14 protein-coding genes are annotated in these 13,850 nt (G+C 67.8%); 5 read left to right on the top strand and 9 right to left on the bottom strand.

Translation table 11 applies throughout. The features are described from left to right. Positions 1 to 23: 23 nt before the first annotated feature. The 4 genes from QPR87_RS04640 (at position 24) to eno (ending at position 3,985) form a co-directional block, all read left to right on the top strand. A complete protein-coding gene (locus QPR87_RS04640; protein ID WP_011750291.1) occupies positions 24 to 362 on the top strand; it encodes a DMT family transporter in 339 nt (112 codons plus the stop codon). Positions 363 to 424: 62 nt separating this feature from the next. Next, positions 425 to 1,840, top strand: coding sequence for a protein adenylyltransferase SelO (locus tag QPR87_RS04635; RefSeq protein ID WP_285048575.1), 1,416 nt, complete (start codon positions 425 to 427; stop codon positions 1,838 to 1,840). An 18-nt stretch (positions 1,841 to 1,858) separates the two neighbouring features. Beyond that, a complete protein-coding gene (locus QPR87_RS04630) occupies positions 1,859 to 2,641 on the top strand; it encodes an endonuclease/exonuclease/phosphatase family protein (RefSeq protein ID WP_011750293.1) in 783 nt (260 codons plus the stop codon). A gap of 66 nt (positions 2,642 to 2,707) precedes the next feature. After that, a complete protein-coding gene (gene eno, locus QPR87_RS04625) occupies positions 2,708 to 3,985 on the top strand; it encodes a phosphopyruvate hydratase (protein WP_011750294.1) in 1,278 nt (425 codons plus the stop codon). Between the two features lie 48 nt (positions 3,986 to 4,033). Here the strand turns inward: eno and QPR87_RS04620 are convergent, their stop codons facing one another. The 3 genes from QPR87_RS04620 to cysS are packed head-to-tail and all read right to left on the bottom strand — an operon-like array spanning position 4,034 to position 7,889. Continuing rightward, positions 4,034 to 4,849, bottom strand: coding sequence for a squalene/phytoene synthase family protein (locus tag QPR87_RS04620; protein WP_285048574.1), 816 nt, complete (start codon positions 4,847 to 4,849; stop codon positions 4,034 to 4,036). After that, on the bottom strand, positions 4,846 to 6,468 hold the full coding sequence (cimA, locus tag QPR87_RS04615) for a citramalate synthase (protein ID WP_285048573.1): 1,623 nt from the start codon (positions 6,466 to 6,468) through the stop codon (positions 4,846 to 4,848). The genes QPR87_RS04620 and cimA overlap by 4 nt, the downstream gene beginning before the upstream one ends. Before the next feature lie 32 nt (positions 6,469 to 6,500). Next, positions 6,501 to 7,889: a cysteine--tRNA ligase gene (gene cysS / locus QPR87_RS04610; protein WP_011750297.1), complete on the bottom strand. Its 1,389-nt coding sequence runs from the start codon at positions 7,887 to 7,889 to the stop codon at positions 6,501 to 6,503. A 155-nt stretch (positions 7,890 to 8,044) separates the two neighbouring features. Here cysS and QPR87_RS04605 point away from each other — a divergent pair, with 155 nt between their 5' ends. After that, positions 8,045 to 8,386 carry an MmcQ/YjbR family DNA-binding protein gene (locus QPR87_RS04605; RefSeq protein WP_011750298.1) on the top strand — a complete coding sequence of 114 codons (342 nt, stop codon included), beginning with the start codon at positions 8,045 to 8,047 and terminating at the stop codon, positions 8,384 to 8,386. 83 nt (positions 8,387 to 8,469) lie between these two features. On the opposite strand, the gene QPR87_RS04600 is transcribed toward QPR87_RS04605, so the two are convergent. The 6 genes from QPR87_RS04600 to QPR87_RS04575 form a co-directional block, all read right to left on the bottom strand. Then, positions 8,470 to 8,910 carry a pore-forming ESAT-6 family protein gene (locus tag QPR87_RS04600; protein ID WP_011750299.1) on the bottom strand — a complete coding sequence of 147 codons (441 nt, stop codon included), beginning with the start codon at positions 8,908 to 8,910 and terminating at the stop codon, positions 8,470 to 8,472. 98 nt (positions 8,911 to 9,008) lie between these two features. Continuing rightward, complete coding sequence (locus QPR87_RS04595) at positions 9,009 to 10,106, bottom strand: ABC transporter ATP-binding protein (RefSeq protein WP_285048680.1); 1,098 nt, start codon at positions 10,104 to 10,106, stop codon at positions 9,009 to 9,011. 38 nt (positions 10,107 to 10,144) lie between these two features. Further along, a complete protein-coding gene (locus QPR87_RS04590) occupies positions 10,145 to 10,951 on the bottom strand; it encodes an ABC transporter permease (RefSeq protein ID WP_011750301.1) in 807 nt (268 codons plus the stop codon). Further along, positions 10,948 to 11,817 (bottom strand): ABC transporter permease, encoded by an 870-nt coding sequence (locus tag QPR87_RS04585; RefSeq protein ID WP_011750302.1) that lies wholly within the window; start codon positions 11,815 to 11,817, stop codon positions 10,948 to 10,950. The genes QPR87_RS04590 and QPR87_RS04585 overlap by 4 nt, the downstream gene beginning before the upstream one ends. A 93-nt stretch (positions 11,818 to 11,910) precedes the next feature. Beyond that, positions 11,911 to 12,336: a secondary thiamine-phosphate synthase enzyme YjbQ gene (locus QPR87_RS04580; RefSeq protein WP_011750303.1), complete on the bottom strand. Its 426-nt coding sequence runs from the start codon at positions 12,334 to 12,336 to the stop codon at positions 11,911 to 11,913. After that, entirely contained in the window at positions 12,333 to 13,790 is a 1,458-nt protein-coding gene (locus QPR87_RS04575) for a DNA recombination protein RmuC (RefSeq protein WP_285048569.1), read from the bottom strand. Before QPR87_RS04575 ends, QPR87_RS04580 begins: the two co-directional genes overlap by 4 nt. Between the last annotated feature and the right edge of the window lie 60 nt (positions 13,791 to 13,850).

The following is a 13,850-nucleotide window of genomic DNA, read 5'->3' as shown; positions in this document are numbered from 1 at the left end:
TGCGACGAACGAGTGGAGACGCCATGCCGGCCCTGACCTATGTCACGCTTTTCACCGCCATCACCCTTGAAGTGGTCGGCACCACCTTCCTGCAACGCAGCGAGCAGTTCACCCGCCTGGTCCCCACGTTGCTGATGGGGCTGTGCTATGCAGGCTCGTTCTATTTCCTGTCGCTGGCCTTGCGCGCCATGCCGCTGGGCATCGCCTATGCGATCTGGAGCGGGCTGGGCATCGTGCTGGTCTCGCTGATCGGGCTGTTTCTTTTCGGCCAGAGGCTGGATTTCGCGGCGGTGATCGGCCTGACCATGATCGTCGCGGGTGTCGTCATCGTGAACCTGTTCTCGACCAGCGTGACGCATTGAGCCCGTTCCGCCCTTAACATTCCGGCAATCGCGGTTAGATAATGTCCGAATGGAGGGCCGCGATGATCCGCTTCGACAACAGCTATGCCCGACTGCCCGAAGGTTTCTTTACCCGCACCCGCCCGACGCCGGTGCGCGATCCCAAGCTGGTCGCGCTGAACCGGCCGCTGGCCGAGCGCCTGGGCTTCGACGCCGTCTGGCTTGCCGGCCCCGAGGGGGTGGCGATGCTGGCCGGAAACACCCTGCCCGAGGGGGCCGAGCCCATCGCCCAGGCCTATGCCGGCCATCAGTTCGGCGGCTTCGTGCCGCAGCTTGGCGACGGGCGCGCGGTGCTGCTGGGCGAGGTGGTCGCGCCGGATGGCGCACGCTTCGACATCCAGCTCAAGGGCGCGGGTCCGACGCCGTTCTCGCGCCGGGGCGACGGGCGGGCCTGGCTGGGGCCGGTGCTGCGCGAATATCTGGTCAGCGAGTTCATGGCGGCCTTCGGCATCCCGACCACGCGGGCCCTGGCGGCCGTCACCACCGGCGAGACGGTGATCCGCGAGACGCTGCTGCCCGGCGCGGTGCTGACCCGCGTCGCCGCCAGCCATATCCGCGTCGGCACCTTCGAGTTCTATGCCGCGCGCGGCGACCGGCAACGGCTGCAACTGCTGGCCGATCACGTCATCGCCCGGCACTATCCCGAAGCCTCGGGCGCGGCCGACCTGCTGCAGCGCGTGGTCGAGCGGCAGGCGGCGACCATCGCCGGCTGGATGGCGCTCGGCTTCATCCACGGGGTGATGAACACCGACAACATGTCGGTCTCGGGCGAGACCATCGATTACGGCCCCTGCGCCTTCATGGACGGCTACCGGCCCGACAAGGTGTTCAGCTCGATCGACGCCCATGGCCGCTATGCCTGGAACGAACAGCCGAACATCGCGGTCTGGAACCTGGCGCAGTTCGCCAGTTGCCTGGTGCCCCTGATGGGCAATGACGACGCGGCGGTGGCCGAGGCGACGCGCATCGTCCACAGCTTTCCCGAACTCTATCAGGCCGAATGGCTCAGGCGCTTTGCCGCCAAGCTGGGCATCGCCGCCCCACGGCCCGAGGACCGCGCGCTCATCGAGCGACTGCTGACGCTGATGGCGGCCGACGAGGCGGATTTCACCCGCAGCTTCGCCGGGCTGGCGGACGGCCGCGCGCGCGACGAATTCAAGGCGCCCGAGCAGTTCGACGCCTGGGCCGAGGGCTGGCAGGCGCGCATCCGCGACCTTTCCGACGCGGCGCAGGTCATGGCACGCGCCAATCCGTGCCGCATCCCGCGCAACCACCGCATCGAGGAAGTGATTGCCGCCGGGCGCGAGGGCGATTATGCGCCCTTCCATGCGCTCGACGCGGCGCTGCGCACACCCTTCGAGGACCGGCCGGAATGGGACGGCTATGCGCTGGCCCCGCAGCCCGACGAGATCGTCCGCCGCACCTTCTGCGGCACCTGAGCAGCAGCGAAAGGCCCCATGCCGAAAAGCCCCGACCACCTGAGACTGGCCAGCTATAACCTGCACAAGTGCCGCGGCATGACCGGCCCGCACGCACCCGAGCGCAACCTGCGCGTCATCGCCGAACTGGGTGCCGACGTGATCGCCCTGCAAGAGGTCGATTTCCGCTTCGGCGCCCGGCCCGAGGCGTTGCCGCGCGCGCTGATCGAAAAGACCACCGGCATGGTCCCCGCCCCCTTCCTGGGCACCGGCGAGAATTCGCTGGGCTGGCACGGCCAGACCATCCTGCTGCGCCCCGAACTGCGCGGCAAGGCCGAGATCCGCCGCCTGCCGCTGCCGGGGATCGAGCCGCGCGGCGCGCTGGTGCTGCGCCTGCCCGGCATCACGGTGGTGGCAGTGCATCTGGGGCTGATGCGCTCGTCCCGCCGGGCACAACTGTCGCGCATCATCGCCCAGGCGCGGCGCATCGGCCATGACCGCATGGCGCTGACCGGCGATTTCAACGAATGGCACGATTCCCGCGGGCTTGAGGCACTGGAGGCGCTGCGCGTCGTCACCCCCGGCCCCAGTTGGCCCGCACCCTTCCCGCGCCTGCGCTATGACCGCTTCGCCGTCTCGCGCAGCATCGAGGTGCTGGACTGCGGCGTTCTGGACAACGAGATGGCACGGGCGGCCTCGGACCACCTGCCGGTCTGGGCCGATCTCGCGGTCGATGCGCATGAAGAGGTGCCGCGCGGCTACCACCCGGCGCGCATCACCTCGCGCATTCCCGGCGAGGACGGGGTGGCCGGGGCAGAATGACGCTTTTCCGCAACTGCGAAGGCGGTTAAACAGCGCGAAAGCTCGTCAGCCAAGGGGGACGCAGACATGACGGCCATCATCGACATATTCGCGCGCGAGATACTGGACAGCCGGGGCAACCCGACGGTCGAGGTCGATGTGACGCTTGAGGACGGCACCATGGGCCGCGCCGCGGTTCCCTCGGGCGCCTCGACCGGCGCGCATGAGGCGGTGGAAAAGCGCGACGGCGACAAGGCGCGCTACCTGGGCAAGGGCGTGCTGGAGGCCGTAGCCGCCGTCAACGGCGAGATCGCCGAGAACCTGATCGGCGAGGATGCGACCGAGCAGGTCGCCATCGACCGCATGATGATCGAGCTGGACGGCACCCCGAACAAGGGCCGGCTGGGTGCCAACGCCATCCTGGGCGTGTCGCTGGCGGTGGCCAAGGCCGCGGCCGAGGCCTGCTCGCAGCCGCTCTACCGCTATGTCGGCGGTGCGGGCGCCCGCGTGCTGCCGGTGCCGATGATGAACATCATCAACGGCGGCGAACATGCCGACAACCCGATCGACATCCAGGAATTCATGATCATGCCGGTGGCGGCGGAGAACATCCGCGAGGCCGTGCGCATGGGTTCGGAAGTGTTCCACACGCTGAAGAAGGAGCTGTCCTCGGCGGGTCTGGCGACGGGCGTCGGCGACGAGGGCGGCTTCGCCCCGAACCTCAGCAGCACCCGCGACGCGCTGGACTTCATCCTCAAGGCCATCGAGAAGGCCGGCTACCAGCCCGGCGACGACATCATGCTGGCGCTGGACTGCGCCTCGACCGAATATTTCAAGGGCGGCAAATACGAGATGGCCGGCGAGGGCAAGTCGCTGAGCCCGGCCGAGAACGTCGCCTACCTGGAAGCACTGTGCAACGACTACCCGATCCTGTCGATCGAGGACGGCTGCGCCGAGGACGACTGGGACGGCTGGAAACTGCTGACCGACACGCTGGGCGGCCGCGTGCAACTGGTCGGCGACGACCTGTTCGTGACCAACCCGGCACGTCTGGCCGAGGGCATCGCCAAGGGCTGTGGCAACTCGCTCTTGGTCAAGGTCAACCAGATCGGCACGCTGACCGAGACGCTGGACGCGGTGCGCATGGCGGATCGCGCGCGCTATACCTCGGTGATGTCGCACCGCTCGGGCGAGACCGAGGACGCCACCATCGCCGACCTGGCCGTGGCGACGAATTGCGGCCAGATCAAGACCGGCAGCCTCGCGCGCTCGGACCGGCTGGCGAAATACAACCAGCTGATCCGCATCGAGGAAATGCTGGGCGCCACCGCCGAATATGCCGGGAAATCCATCCTGCGCGGCTGAGCCGGACGAGATCGGAACGCTGAAGGGCGGCCCCGGTGGCCGCCCTTTTCATATCCACCAGCGATGCGTCAGGGCAAAGGCGCCAAGCGCAAGCCGGCGGCGGAACTCCGAAGGCGCGGCACCGGCCAGTGCCTCGATCCCCCGCGGCGCGGCCTGCAAGGCGGCCCGCACGCCGGCGCCCGGGAACAGCACCGGCGCCAGCCGGCGCGGCACATGGCGACGCTGCGCCTTGGCCTCGGCGAGTTTCGCCCGGGCATGGCCGGCGATCTGCGCCAGCGCCCCGGGCGCGGCATCCCAAAGCCCCAGCCCCAACCCCTGCAAGGCCGGCAATGCGGCCAGCCAATGCGCCAGCCCCACCCCCTCGGCCTGCGCGGTGATGACGCTCGCAACCTCCGTGTTTTTCCGTTTTCCAAATACCCCGCGGGGGTCCGGGGGCGCGAAGCCCCCGGTGGTGCCATCCAGGGCCTCGGCCGCGAACTGCGCCAGCGGCACCGCCGTATCCCGCACATAGGCGACCACCGCATCCGGCCCGTCCAGCGGCTCGCGCGCCGCATCCCGGCGGCGGGCTTCGGCCAGGACCGCGAAACCGGCGGCGCGCGGACCCCAGGCTTCGGCCAGCGGCGTCAGCAGCTCATGCGATTGCGGCTTGCCCGCGCCGATATCCTCCAGCCGTTCGATCCACCATTGCAACCGCATCTCGGCGATCAGCGGCTCGGTCGAGGCCAGGGGCGCTCGCGCAAGCTCCAGGTTCAGCGCATAGAGCGTCATGAGCTTCGCCCGCGCCTCGGCCGGCGCCAGCAGGCAGATGCCGAAGCGGTCGGGATCGTGGTCGCGCAGCGCGTCGGCGCAATCCTCAAGGCTCATGCCGGCACCACCCCGTCGCGGATCAGCTTCCAGCGGATCGCCTCGACCAGCGCCTCGAAGCTGGCATCGACGATGTTGGGCGAGACGCCGACGGTGGACCAGCGATGGCCATGGCCGTCGGCGCTGTCGATGATGACCCGGGTCGTCGCCTCGACCCCTTCGCCGGTGATGCGGACGCGGAAATCGACCAGATGCATGTCGTCGATGGCTGCCTGATACGGGCCCAGATCCTTGGCCAGCGCCCGCCACAGCGCGTTGACGGGGCCGCGATCATGCCCCTGCTCGTCCAGGCTTTCGCTGACCGAAAGCATGCGCTCGCCGCCGATCTGCACCACCACCACGGCCTCCGAGACCGAGATGCGCTTTCCCAGCGCATTCTTGCGCCGCTCGACGGTGACGCGATAGCGCTCGACGGTGAAGTAATGCTGCATCCGGCCCAGCTCGGCCAAGGCCAGCAGCTCGAAGCTGGCCTGCGCGCCGTCATAGGCATAGCCCGCATCCTCGCGCGCCTTGACCAGGTCGAGGATGCGCGCCAGGGCCGGATCGTCGCGGCCGACCTCGATCCCCGCCCCGGCAAGGCGGGCGCGCAGGTTCGACTGCCCGGCCTGGTTGGACATCGGGATGATGCGCTCATTGCCCACCGTGGCCGGGTCGACATGCTCGTAGGTCGCGGGGTTCTTCAGGATGGCGCTGGCATGCAGCCCGGCCTTGTGGGCAAAGGCCGAGGCGCCGACATAGGGCGCGGCGCGGGTCGGCGCGCGGTTCAGGATCTCGTCCAGCCGGCGCGAGATGCGCGTGAGGCCGGCCAGCCCTTCGGGGGCGACGCCGGTGGCAAGCGCCGAGCGATAGGGCTCTTTCAGCAGCAGGGTCGGGATGATGCTGGTCAGGCTGGCATTGCCGCAACGCTCGCCCAACCCGTTCAGCGTGCCCTGCACCTGACGCGCCCCGGCATCGACGGCAGCCAGCGTGCAGGCCACCGCATTGCCGGTGTCGTCATGGCAATGGATGCCCAGCCGCTCGCCCGGAATGCCGCCGGCGATCACCGCGCGGGTCACCTCACCCACCCGCTCGGGCAGGGTGCCGCCGTTGGTGTCGCACAGCACGATCCAGCGCGCGCCGGCCTCCAGCGCGGCATGCAGGCAGGCCAGCGCATAATCGGGATCGTCGGCATGGCCGTCGAAGAAATGCTCGGCATCGAACAGCGCCTCGCGCCCCGAAGCCACCAGATGCGCGACCGAGGCGCGGATATTGTCGAGGTTTTCCTCCAGCGAGATCCCCAGCGCCTCGCGGACGTGAAAAGGATGCGTCTTGCCGACCAGGCAGACGGCGCGGGTGCCGGCATTCATCACCGCCGCCAGCACGTCGTCGTTATCGGCCGAGCGCCCGGTGCGCTTGGTCATGCCGAAGGCGGTCATGGTGGCGCGGGTCGCGGGCGCCTGGGCAAAGAAGTCGCTGTCGGTCGGGTTGGCGCCGGGCCAGCCGCCCTCGATGTAATCCACGCCCAGCCGGTCCAGCATCTGCGCGATCTCTGCCTTCTCGGCGGCGGAGAACTGCACGCCCTGGGTCTGCTGTCCGTCGCGGAGCGTGGTGTCGTAAAGATAAAGGCGCTGGCGCGTCATCGGGGTGGCCCCTTCGGCTGGCTGGTGTTCGGTTATTCGGGCAGTTTCGCGGCGTCGAAATCCGGGCCGGGCAGAAGCTCGACCCCGGCGGCGCTCATGCGGACCTCGACCCCCGCATCCAGAAGACGCTGCTTGAGCGCATCCACGGCCGAGAAATCCTTGCTGGCCTTGGCATCGGCGCGCAGCGCGGCCATGCGTTCGGTCAGCGCCGACAGGTCGGGGCCTTCGGCGATCCAGCCGCCCAGATCCTCGGTCAGCAGCCCCAGCATCCGGGCGCCGGCCAAAAGGCCGGGACCGTCGCCCTGCCCCGCCATCTCGTGCAAGGCCGCGATCGCCCCGGCGGTATTCAGGTCGTCGGCAAGCGCCGCGACGACGGCGGGGGCCGGGCCTGGCGCGGGCTCGACGCCGGCGACAAGGCCGCGCCAGCGGCGCAGCACGGCTTCGGCCTCGCGCGCCTTTTCGGCCGTCCAGTCCATCGGCTTGCGGTAATGGGTCGACAGCAGCACGAAGCGGATCACCTCGCCCGGGATACCCTGGTCCAACAGATCGCGGACGGTGAAGAAATTGCCCAGGCTCTTGGACATCTTCCTGCCCTCGACCTGCAGCATCTCGTTATGCAGCCAGACGCGGGCGAAATCCCCGTGCGGATGGGCGCAGCAGCTTTGCGCGATCTCGTTCTCGTGATGCGGGAATTGCAGGTCGATCCCGCCGGCATGGATGTCGAAGCTTTCGCCCAGCAGTTCATAGGACATGGCCGAGCATTCGATATGCCAGCCCGGACGGCCCCGGCCCCAGGGACTGTCCCAGCCGGGCAGCTCGTCGTCCGACGGCTTCCACAGCACGAAGTCCATCGGGTCTTCCTTGAAGGGCGCGACCTCGACCCGGGCGCCGGCGATCATGTCGTCCACCGAACGCCCCGAGAGCTTGCCGTAATCGGCATAGGAGCGCACGCGGAACAGCACATGGCCATCCCGGGCATAGGCGTGGCCGCCGGCGATCAGCGTCTCGATCATGGCGATCATCTCGCCGATGTAATCCGTGGCGCGCGGCTCGTGATCGGGCCGCTCGGCCCCCAGCGCATCCATGTCGGCGTGATACCAGCCGATGGTCTCATGCGTGCGCTCGCGGATCAGCTCTTCCAGCGTGCCGGGGGTGCCGGCCTCCTTGCGGGCCAGGGCGGTGGCGTTGATCTTGTCGTCCACGTCGGTGAAGTTGCGCACATAGGTGACGTGATCCGCGCCCAGCAGATGGCGCAGCAGCCGCACCAGCACGTCGATCACCACCACGGGACGGGCATTGCCCAGATGCGCCCGGTCATAGACCGTCGGCCCGCAAAGGTAGAGCCGCACATTCTGCGGGTCGATGGGCCGGAAAACCTCTTTCCGGCGCGTCCTGGTATTCGTCAGCCTGATCTCGACCATGACTTCCCCTTTGCGGGCGTCGTCAGGTCACCATGAACCGCCCGCCTGAATTTTCAGCCGGTAATGATGCAGCGGATGGTGGCGGTTCCTGCCTTCATGCGCCCGCCTTAACGCATTGTCTTGCCTATGCCAAGAGAGGCTGCAAAACTCCGCCCATGAGCCGCGAACTGGTCAACGAGATCTGCGCCGCACAGCCCGGGGCCGAGTGGTCGGATCCCTGGGGCGGCGGCCATGATTGCTGGAAGATCGGCGGCAAGACCTTTGCCGTCACCGGCGCCGTCGGCACCCATGTCTCGGTCAAGACCGACAGCGTCGAGATGGCCGAATTCCTGATCGAGACCGGCGTGGCCGAACGCGCGGCCTATCTGCATCGCAGCTGGGTCGCGCTGCCGCTCGATTCGGCACCGGACGAACTGGCGCATCGCATCCGCCATTCCTATCGCCTGGTGCGCGGCGCCCTGCCCAAGAAGGTGCAGGCCACCCTGCCGTCCTTGTGACGAAAATGGCCGGCCCCCGAAGGAGCCGGCCAGAGGCGAAGGGCCGAGCGACTGGCCCCGCGCCAGGAACGATCAGCAAAGCGTCAGGCCGGAACCTGCGAGGCGAGCTGTTGCAGCAAGCCTTCCATCTGCTTGCAGAGCGCCTCTTCGGTGGTGTTCTGCTCGGTCGCGGCATCGGCCAGCGTGCGCTCGACGCCCATGGCCGAGACGGTGCCTTCCTTGCCCTTGGCTTCGGCGGCATCGCCCATGGCGGTATCGCCCGCCGGGATCATCGCCAGAAGCTTGGTCTGGATCTCGACCGCCGTGCCGTCGATATGGCCCTGTTCCTGGCAATAGGCCAGGACGCCCAACTGGTTGCGCGCGCTTTCATAGGCGGCGCCATTGTCCTGCGCCGGCACCGCGGCAGGCGCCTCGGTCGTCGCCGGCGGGGCGGCGGGGTCGGCCGGCGCCGTCTCTTGCGCCAGGGCCAGGCCCGCGGTCAGGCCAAGGGCCAGGGTGGGCAGAATTGCGAAACGTGCGATCATCTCGATCTCCGTCTGTTGCGTTGTGCCGGGACTGTGGCACGCCCCAGCCGGGGCCGCAAACAGGGTCGGCGGAATGCCGCGGCCGCTTTCGCACCGGATCAGCGGAAAAGCACCAGCGACCCCGGAGACCAACTCACATTCGCGCGGGTGCCGACATCCTGCACCTCGCGGCCGAAGACGTTGCGCATGGCGATGCGGACCGGGCGCGCCTGACCGTCGAAGCCAGCCGAGCCGTCCAGCCGCACGTCGTAATAGGTCATGTCGCCGTAATAGACGACCTCGTCGACCACCCCTTCGGTGACCCGGTTCGCACCCTGCGCGCCGGACGCCACCAGCGAGACCGCCTCGGGCCGGAAGCCGACCGTCGGCCCCTGGTCGCCGGGATCGGCGCGGCTGACATTGGTCATGGGAATGTCGACGCGGCCCAGCCCCGGCGCCTCGATCTGCACCGCCCCGCCCGTCTCGCCCAGCACGCGGGCGGGCAGGAAGTTCATCACACCGATGAAATTCGCCACCCGGCGGCTGGTCGGGCGGGCATAAAGCGCCTCGGGCCCGTCGAGCTGGGCGATCTGGCCCTCGAACATCACCGCGATGCGGTCGGACATGACCAGCGCCTCTTCCTGGTCATGCGTGACCAGCACGAAGGTGATGCCGACCTGGCGCTGCAGCTTGATCAGCTCCACCTGCATCTGCTCGCGCATCTTGCGGTCCAGCGCCGAAAGCGGCTCGTCCAGCAGCAGCACCTTGGGCTTGAGGATCAGCGCGCGGGCCAGGGCCACCCGCTGGCGCTGCCCACCGGAAAGCGCATGGCTGGCGCGGGTGCCATAGCCCTTCAGCCCGACCATCTCCAGCGCCTCCTCGACCGCGGCCGCCTTTTCGGCACGCGAGCGCGGATCGCGGCGCAGGCCGAAGCCGACATTCTCGGCCACCGACAGATGCGGGAAGATGGCATAGGACTGGAACACCATGTTGGTGGGCCGCCGGTTCGCCGGCACCCGCTCCATGTCCTTGCCGTCGATCAGAACGGCGCCCGAGGAGATGTCCTCGAACCCGGCGATCGTGCGCAGGAGCGTGGTCTTGCCGCAGCCCGAGGGCCCAAGCAGCGAAAAGAACTCGCCGGCCCGGATGGTCAGGTCGATGCCGCGCAGCGCGTGATAGTCGCCGTAATGCTTTTGCACCTCGCGGCATTCGATCATCGGGCGCGCATCGGCCAGCCGGTCGAAACGGGTCTCGGTCAAAGGAAGCCTCCGGTATTCTTGGCGCCGGTCTTGGCGATGCCGCGACGGCGGAAATATTCGGCGATGGTCAGCAGCAGGATCGACATGATCACCAGCACCGTCCCCAGCGCCATGATCATCGGGATCTGCTTGGGAAAGCGCAGCTGGCTGAAGATATAGGTGGGCAGCGTCGGCTCGTTCCCCGCAAGGAAGAAGGCGATGATGAATTCGTCCAGGCTGATGGTAAAGCTCATCAGCAGGGACGAGATGATGCCCGGCATGACCAGAGGCAGGATCACCAGCCGGAAGGCGCTGATCCGCGTCTCGCCCAGGTCGTAGGCCGCCTCTTCCAGCGAACGGTCCAGCGAGTTGAAGGCGGTGGACAGGATCACCGTCGCATAGGGCATGCAGATCAGCGTATGGCCCAGGATCACCGTCAGGATGCTGAGCTTGACCCCCAGCGACAGGAGCACCACCAGAAGCGAGATCGAGACGATGATCTCGGGCAGCACCAGCGGCAGCATGATCAGGCCCATGATCGGGCCCTTGCCCGGAAACTCGAACCGGGTCGAGGCGCGCGCGGCGAAGATGCCGAGGCAGGTCGCCAGGATCGAGGCGCTGACGGCGATGGTCAGCGAATTGGTCAGCGCCCGGCGCAGCGAGGCATTGCCCCACATCTGGCCGAACCATTCCGTCGTGAAGCTTTTCAGCGGAAAGGCGATGATCGTGCCCGAGTTAAAGGCAAAGATCGGCAAGAGCAGGATCGGTGCATAAAGGAACAGCAGATAGACCAGCGCATAGGCGCGCAGCCCCCGCCCCTTCATTGCCGCACCCTCAGGAAGCGGCGGTTCAGGGCGATGAAGACCAGGCTGATGACCGCGACGATCAGCATGGCCGTCACCGCCAGCGCCGAGCCCATCGGCCGGTTGTCGAGGTCCAGCATCTGCGCCTGGATCATGTTGGCGATCATCGGGATCTTGCCGCCGCCGATCAGCGCCGGCGTGACATAGTCGCCGATGGTCGGGATGAACACGATCAGCGCCGCCGCCACGACGCCCGGCATGGCGAGCGGCAGGGTGACGCGCCAGAAGGTCATGGCCCGGCTTTCGCCCAGGTCGCGCCCGGCCTCCAGCAGCGAGCGGTCGATCTTTTCCAGCGCGATAAAGATCGGCAGGATGGCAAAGGGCGCATAGGCATGCGCCAGCGTGATGACCATCGAGTTCACGTTGTAGAGGATGAAGGTCAGCGGCTGCTCGATGATGCCCAGCGTCTTGAGCCCCGAATTGATCACGCCGTTATAGCCCAGGATCACCTTCCACAGGAAAACCCGGATCAGGTAGCTGGTCCAGAACGGGATGGTGATCAGGAACAGCCACATGGCCTTTTTCTGCGGCGAGACCGCGAAGGACAGGAAATAGGCCACCGGAAAGGCCAGCACCACGGTCGCCAGCGTCACCAGCGCCGCCACGACAAGCGAGCGCAGCATGATGCGGTGAAAGATCGGATCGGCCCAGACCGCGCGATAGTTTTCCAGCGTGAATTCGCGGATCACCGTCAGATAGCCGTCCTTGAAAAAGGAATAGGCCAGGATGGTCAGCAGCGGCGCGGCCAGCACCAGCACCGCATAGCCCAAGGGCGGCGCGATCAGGGTCAGGCCCTGGGCCGTCTGAGATCGGTTTCCTGACGCCATGCCCCGCCCTGTGAATCCCTGTCGCTCGGTGTCGCAGGTTTCCATATCCGCGCCGCGAGGAAAAGGGTTTTCCTGCGGCGTGGTTGACCGGCCTCACGCCGCCTGGAAATGCGCCGCCACCTCGCGCCGATGCGGGTGGGTGCGGTGCTCGACCAGATAGATGCCCTGCCAGGTGCCCAGTTCCATCCGGCCGCGCGCGACCGGGATTTGCAAGCTGACCGGCAGGATCGCGGCCTTGAGATGGGCGGGCATGTCGTCCGGCCCCTCGGCACGATGCGTCAGGTAGCCCATCGACGGATGATCGGCGGGCGGCGCGATGCGGTCGAGCCAGGCCAGCAGGTCGCGCTGCACGTCGGGATCGGCATTCTCCTGCACCAGCAGCGAGCAGGAGGTGTGGCGCACGAACAGCGCCACCACCCCATCCACGGCACCGATGCCGCGCAGCCAGGCGACGACCTGATCGGTGAAGTCGTGGCAGGCCGGGCCGCGGGTCTGGATGGTGAAGCGGGTGGCGCTCATTCCGCCGCCTCGCCCGGGGCCTCCAGCACGGCGCCGCCGTCATGGTCCAGCGCGATGCGCTTTTGCGTGCGCGCGCCCAGATCGCGCAGCATCTCGGCCTGGCGGATGACGTTGCCGGGGCCGCGGGTCAGCCGGTCCATGGCGGTGGCATGGCTTTTCTGCGCCCGGTCGAGCGCCGCACCGACATCCTCGACGGCCGAGACGAAACCGTGCAGCTTGTCGTAAAGCTGCCCGGCACGGGCGGCGATCTGCATGGCGTTCGATTCGCGCCGCTCGACCGTCCAGATGTGATCGACCGTGCGCAGGGTCAGCATCAGCGTGGTCGGCGTCGCCAGCCCGACCCGGTTCTCCATGGCGAACCGCGCCAGATCGGGATCGACGCGCAGCGCCTCGGAAAAGGCGCCTTCGACGGGGATGAACATCAGCACATAATCGACCGAGCTTTCGTCGATCGCCTGATAACCCTTGGCGGCAAGCCCGGCGACATGGGCGCGGACCGAGGCGACATGGCGGCGCAGCGCGGCGTCGCGGGTGGGCAGATCCTCGGCATTCACCGCCTCTTCATAGGCGTTCAGCGAGACCTTGCTGTCGATCACCAAAAGCTTCTTCTGCGGCATCTTCACGATCACGTCGGGCCGCCACAGCTTGCCGTCGCCGTCGCGATGGCTCGATTGCGTGTCGTAATGCGTGCCGGCGATCAGGCCGGAATCCTCGAGGATGCGCTCCAGGATCATCTCGCCCCAGGCGCCGCGCTTCTGGCTGTCGCCCTTGAGCGCGCGGGTCAGCGCCACCGCCTCGCGCGAGATGTCCTCGGAACGCTTGTGCAGATATTCGATCTGCTCGCGCAGCCTCGCGCGTTCCTCGTCCGTGGCCTTGTTGCGGGCCTGCAACTCGGTCTGGAAGCGGTGGACCTGGTCGCGAAAGGGCGTCAGCAGCGCCGAAAGCTGCTCGCCATGCACCTTCTGCATCTCGCCGCCCTGCGATTTCAGCGTCTCACTGGCCAGCAGGCGAAACTGGCCGGTCATCTCCTCGCGCAGTTCGCGCAGGGTGGCAATGTCGCGCTCGGCCGCCTCGCGGTCCTTTTGCGCGGCAAGCCGGGTCTCGGCCAGATCGCGCTCCAGTCGCGAGACCTGCTGGCGTTCGCGATGCAGTGCATCGGTCAGCCCGTCGCGCTCCTCGATCAGTTCCTGCAGGCGCTGGGTCAGCGATTCCGCCCGGGTCTCCAGCCGGCTCACGGCCAGAAGCTGATCGCGCAGGGCAGCCGATTCGGCCTCGCATCGCGCCTGCAACTCGCCCTCGCGCCGCCGGGCCTGCGCATCGGCCGCCTCTGCCGAACGCCGCGTTCGCCACAGCGCAACAAGGCAGAACGCCAAGACCGCCAGCGCCGCGACCAGCAACAGTCGCAGATTGCCTGCATCCGCCAGCCATGCCTGCATTTTCTCTGCCTCGCCCATCGGCCCTTGCGCCTTTCCCGGTCCACGGTCATACGCCGCTTGGCCGTCACTGTTCACCTT

Origin of the sequence: Paracoccus sp. SSJ (assembly GCF_030234105.1) — a bacterium.
Taxonomy (GTDB): Bacteria; Pseudomonadota; Alphaproteobacteria; order Rhodobacterales; family Rhodobacteraceae; genus Paracoccus; species Paracoccus denitrificans.
This window is presented reverse-complemented; position numbering and strand designations above follow the sequence as displayed.

What these genes read in the sequence shown, in the direction of transcription:
- QPR87_RS04640 (WP_011750291.1), top strand. Translation starts at nt 24, where the DNA reads ATGCCGGCCCTGACCTATGTCACGCTTTTCACCGCCATCACCCTTGAA.
- QPR87_RS04635 (WP_285048575.1), top strand. Translation starts at nt 425, where the DNA reads ATGATCCGCTTCGACAACAGCTATGCCCGACTGCCCGAAGGTTTCTTT.
- QPR87_RS04630 (WP_011750293.1), top strand. Translation starts at nt 1,859, where the DNA reads ATGCCGAAAAGCCCCGACCACCTGAGACTGGCCAGCTATAACCTGCAC.
- eno (WP_011750294.1), top strand. Translation starts at nt 2,708, where the DNA reads ATGACGGCCATCATCGACATATTCGCGCGCGAGATACTGGACAGCCGG.
- QPR87_RS04620 (WP_285048574.1), bottom strand. Translation starts at nt 4,849, where the DNA reads ATGAGCCTTGAGGATTGCGCCGACGCGCTGCGCGACCACGATCCCGAC.
- cimA (WP_285048573.1), bottom strand. Translation starts at nt 6,468, where the DNA reads ATGACGCGCCAGCGCCTTTATCTTTACGACACCACGCTCCGCGACGGA.
- cysS (WP_011750297.1), bottom strand. Translation starts at nt 7,889, where the DNA reads ATGGTCGAGATCAGGCTGACGAATACCAGGACGCGCCGGAAAGAGGTT.
- QPR87_RS04605 (WP_011750298.1), top strand. Translation starts at nt 8,045, where the DNA reads ATGAGCCGCGAACTGGTCAACGAGATCTGCGCCGCACAGCCCGGGGCC.
- QPR87_RS04600 (WP_011750299.1), bottom strand. Translation starts at nt 8,910, where the DNA reads ATGATCGCACGTTTCGCAATTCTGCCCACCCTGGCCCTTGGCCTGACC.
- QPR87_RS04595 (WP_285048680.1), bottom strand. Translation starts at nt 10,106, where the DNA reads ATGATCGAATGCCGCGAGGTGCAAAAGCATTACGGCGACTATCACGCG.
- QPR87_RS04590 (WP_011750301.1), bottom strand. Translation starts at nt 10,951, where the DNA reads ATGAAGGGGCGGGGGCTGCGCGCCTATGCGCTGGTCTATCTGCTGTTC.
- QPR87_RS04585 (WP_011750302.1), bottom strand. Translation starts at nt 11,817, where the DNA reads ATGGCGTCAGGAAACCGATCTCAGACGGCCCAGGGCCTGACCCTGATC.
- QPR87_RS04580 (WP_011750303.1), bottom strand. Translation starts at nt 12,336, where the DNA reads ATGAGCGCCACCCGCTTCACCATCCAGACCCGCGGCCCGGCCTGCCAC.
- QPR87_RS04575 (WP_285048569.1), bottom strand. Translation starts at nt 13,790, where the DNA reads ATGGGCGAGGCAGAGAAAATGCAGGCATGGCTGGCGGATGCAGGCAAT.